A 5,280-nucleotide genomic window follows, 5' to 3' on the forward strand; every position below is an offset into this window, starting at 1 on the left:
AAGCTTCTATACCTATCGGTATCAACGCCAAAGCAATGTTAGTCCACCATAAAACATTCTGTATTGTTGAATATGTTCTGATCCCTTCGGTTTTTTCGACTGCATTAGGTGTCTCTTGGTAATGTTGAGCACTTAATCCCAACGGATCAATCAAATTAACAGGATCACCATCTGCATAACCATAACGATTTAATAACTCCGTCATATCCTTTTGGATAAAACTACTTGTCAATGGGTCATAATACCGATTCCGCAAATAAACTAATTGACTCTCCTGATCCTGGTATTCTTTAAAAAATTCGAAATTAGCCAAACTTTTTATGCTGTTATCCACTATCCCTTTATCAGCACTGTCTAACCCTGCCAACGTTATTAGCTGTGTTTGATCTCCTTTATCTTCTATAACCTCTGTCGGCACTATACCAAGATAATGATACAATTTACGCGCTTGACCAACTTCATTGACCAAACGAGGAATAGCGTATTCATCATAATAAAATTGTACACTTTGTTTATTGCCTTTGTTGTCCTGAATGACTTTATTAAAACGCATATTACTGCCAGGCAGGTAGCTAAACAAGACTTCTTGATCCAATGTCGTATTCAAAAAACCAATCAATTGGTTCGTCTGGTTATAATAATAGCGATTACCTTTTATGTCATTTAATCGATTCCCTCTTTCGTCATAATTAAGTTTTATTATCTGTCCATTTTGTCTGGCTTCTATGAGCTGATTTGCCTGGTTATAAACTCCTTCCCACGCTTGAGACTGGCATGTGCCCGACAAACATTCTTTTGTTTTGTGTGTTAAATTATTGTTATTATCCCATTCATAATTAGTTTGCCAATGTGCATTCCTGCTTTCATGGATTACATTAGCTAGTTGACTTGTAGCATTATAATGATAGCTTTCTTTAACTTGATCAAAGGTGCCGGGATTAACCAGTTTTGAGCTTAATTGTTGTTGTGCACTGTAAGTGTAGACATATTCCCATAAAGGCACATGATCCTTTTCATAACGAATGTTTTCAATCAGTCCTTCTTTATTGTAGTTTAGTTTTTTCACTACCCCATTGTTAAAATCAAGCCGTGTTACCTTACCATAACTTAAATTAACTGGATCTTCGTCATACTCTACTGATACTGATGAAAGTAATTTATCCTTAGCAGAATAAGTGATGACTTCAGCAAGCTCATCAGGGCTACCTTCTTTATACTTATAGTAGGTCTTATTACCCAACACATCCGTTTGTTGTATTTTCCGCTGGTACTGATCATAGTGGTAACTTAGCTTTTTGCCATCCGGAAATATCTTCTCTTTTAAATTACCCGCATTGTCATAAGTATAGCTGACCTCACCAACCATCTCTCCATCACGATAATTCCTTACCTCAGTAATATAACCTGATGAGTTATATTTAGTTACCTTCTCAATATCATGTATTTCATTACTTATAGGATCTGTTTCACGATAAAAAATGCTAAATGAATCTGCTTTGTTCTCTTTTATCGTAAAATAAGTACCTGATTCATTCGTCCATCCAATGAGCTTTCCTTCCTTATCATATGAATATTGCTTACAATGGCCTAAAACGTCACACGTTTTATTAACTTGCAGATTTTCATCAAAATAATTTTTTTCGGTCGTCAGTTTCTGAATGCCTGTTTTGTCAAAAAAATCCATTTCAGCATAACTCAGCATATCTTGGTCATCATAATGGTAGGTTGTTTGCTTTTCTAAACTATTATTTCCTTTTTGGTCAAAACGATATTGCTTTATTAAGGTCACTTTATTATAAACATCATACCAAAACTTCTGTAAATCTTCTTTTACCTGTTTGCCTGATTGCCAATCTTTATGCGTGATCGAAAGTATTTTATTATCAAGTCCATACTTATATGAGTTTGACTGCGAGGAAACGAATGTAAAATCGTTACCATTTATTTTTATTTTCTGATTACCTGCTTTTCCTTTTCTAAGCAAAAGCGCTTTTTGTTTCTTCTCTTTAATGATTTCACCCGATCCACTATATTGATAACGTACAATATTAAGCTGATCACCTGGGGCAAATATATAGGTTGAACTGTGATTTACAGGCCTCTTTTGTTTAGTGATATAGCTTCTTTTTTCAATCACCAAACCATCGCCATCATAAAATGTTTGCTTTTTTATTACCTGGTTGATATAGGTTGTCTTACTGTTATCTTGCCAATCATAATAATAATCAATTTGATCACCTTCAGGCGTGTTTATCTGAACAACACGATCCAGTTCATCATATTTATAAAATGTTGCCTGGTCATATTCATTGACATACTTGATTACATTCCCGTATTGATCATATGTTTTATGCCATAAGAGATTCTCATTAGTACCGACATTATTGGTTTGTGCAACTGCTTGCCCATATTCATCATAATAGCTGCTTTCTTCTAAGCCGCTTGACCATACTCTCGTAATCACATTTAAATTTCTGTAACCAAATTTATTAAACACCTGATAATAGTAGTAATCGATAGTTTGAGACCCTGATTTTACGGTACTTAATTGATCAAAAGCGTCATAATTAAAATGGTATTTTTCTCCGTTAGCTTTGGTTATTTCAATTGGCTTACCCGTATATAAATTAACAAGCATACTGTTTTGCCCATCAACCAGCTTACCTGTTTTACTATCCTCAATCTCAAGCTGCGAAAAGACATCTTTTTTATCACGATTTGTGACTTGCTCAATGTTTTTTATTACTTGATTAGCTTTCAGCTTGCCTAGAGAGTGATTTAATAAATCCGCAAAGCTTAATGTCTTACTTTCTCTGTCTTGGCCAACTCTTTGATAATCTATTTTTAACTCAGAATGGTTAAAATTAATGCTGCGGGATTTGCTGCTGCTATTATTTTTAATCTCTGACGTTTTATCTACCAGTTCTCTTGCATAAAATGCACGAACTTCATTCGGTCTAAATTCATTATCCTTAACGGATGAATGCTTATTTAAAGCCAATAATACATTAACGGATTTACTTTCTTCTTGATTAGTATTGCTGATCATTTCAGGCAAATTGTCCGTTGAAAAACGTATAGTCTGCTTAGCTGGCAACAAACCACTGGCTTCTTGATGCGTTATTAATGCTTGATCAGTCTTTTCAATTGCCGTAAAATCAGTTCGATAGAGCGATGGTAATAAGTTGTCAAAAAAGTTTTGATAGCTAAGGATAAACGCGTTTTCTCTGACTGCATTTTTTGGGATCATCACAGAATCAAACACGTAAACCTTGGTCGTATTTTTTTGCTGATGACCAGAATGGTAAGAGAATTTATCAAGCAATAATTGATCATTCTGATTTGCTGACAGCTTTCCATGGTAAAGATAATGAAGCTGACCAGAAAGCCCCATTGATGTTCCCAAACGAGAATCCGGGTTGATCGTTGTTTGCCCATGATAAATAACGCTTGGCGTTTTCACAGATAAAACAAGTGATGAAACAAGTTCACGTGCGTTAACTTTAAACGTATTAAAGCCAAAAATGTCTAATGCAAACGATCCTGTTACAACTTCTGGGGAGTAAATCTGCTGATACATCAATTTATGATCTTGTTGTACAATCACTGATGGCCAAGTGTAACTCTCTCTATAACTATCTCTAATTTTAGGAGGCATATATGTATTTCCATCACCAAGCTCTTTTCTTATTTCATTAGCTTCATAATCGCCTCGGTAACCAAGAAGCGGAGCATATGGTGTTGTCGTGTGCTGATAGGTGGTCTTGATAGCAGAATAGCTATGGCTGACTAAGCGATGGGATACAATAGGGTAATTCTTTACCAGTTTCCCATTAGGTAATACATTGGCATAATCTGATCCCACAGGCTCATCCACATAGGTAAATCGTTCACTAATACCAGAAGGATAATCAAGCCTTTCAATGACCGATTTATCTTTTGCATATTGCACATCAGTTTTGTTGCCCCTTGTATCGGTAAAAGCAACAATTTTGCTAAATAGACTCCCGTTATGATCTGAAAATGCTTTTACTGAATGGTAACTTAGCTGCTGGTTATTACCGTAAGTAATGATTGTTTCACCTTCGCCTAATCTATCCGGATAATCAATTGAAACACTTCGCTTATAGTTATCAGCAATGCCGACTAGCAAATACTTACCTTGTGCTTTTTTAATATAAGTAAACAACAAATGATAGCCGTTAGCTCGATAAATATGCGTTAATAAATAACCCTGGTTTTTATCATAAATAAATTCATTTCCCTTTGCATCAATGATATAAAGTTTATCATCGACGTGATTTAGTGGATCGGCTAGAAAGTCTTCTCTTAACTTAGGATCTGCATATTTAATTGGTTTGGTTTCAAAAAAAATAATTGTATGACTGCTTTTATCATAATACCTTACCGTATATACGTTTTTTGACATGTAATAACCAAGCTCTTTAGGGTCATAGTTATAGTGACTGTCAGGATTCGGCGGTGGGTTGGACCCAGCCAGATTATCTTTAAGGTAACCTTCCGTTTGCTGATTGTTTTTGCGTTGATTAAAGTTTTTAAGTTCTTTGGTAATGCCACCTTTGAGAATAAATGAATCCTTATAATTTAAATCAGGCATATCGTAACCTTGATAGAGATATGGTGCAGAAAACTCCCCATAGGAATATTCTTTTAGTTCTAATTTTAATTGTGCCAGGCGCTGTTGCAGCTTAGCTGTAGTTATATACAAAGGCTCATTAGCTTGCCAATGCCATCCTGACTCACTCCATAAATGGCTATGAGAGGGGCGATTATTGTAATACTTTGATAATGAAAAGCCATCATCACCCACAGTCTCAGGAAAATTAATTAAAGCATATTGATAATCAAGATCAGCACCAGGAAGCAAAACATTCGTTTTTGAATTACCTTTATTGAAACTCAATCCCATTGTTGTTTGATAATCATGCCAGTAAAAATCTTTATTTTGTTGCGTTAAAGGTTGGGCATAGGGAATGCTTACCCAGACAAGGTTTATATTAATCACAATAATAAAAATCCTGACTATATAACTACGTATCCATGCTTTAAATGTAAACTTGATAATACCATACATACTTTATACCCCATTTTCGATTGATGTAACATATTTATATTCTTGACAAAATAAACCATCACCAAAAAGTTATGTTGACAGTCTAAATGCTTAGAAAGACATAAGTTACATATTTTTTATATTGCGCTTCGTACTGTTTTAATAGTTTTGTTTTTATGTTTTTTTTTTCTTTTTTTTTTAGGTTT

1 protein-coding gene is annotated in these 5,280 nt (G+C 34.6%); it reads right to left on the minus strand.

What is annotated here, in order from left to right; genetic code table 11:
- The coding region (locus DNK84_RS10600) for an RHS repeat domain-containing protein (protein WP_162902387.1) at positions 1-5,026 on the minus strand (5,026 nt) is incomplete at its 3' end.
- Positions 5,027-5,280: the final 254 nt, after the last annotated feature.

Origin of the sequence: Facilibium subflavum (genome assembly GCF_003574485.1) — a bacterium.
Classification (GTDB): Bacteria; Pseudomonadota; Gammaproteobacteria; order Francisellales; family Francisellaceae; genus Facilibium; species Facilibium subflavum.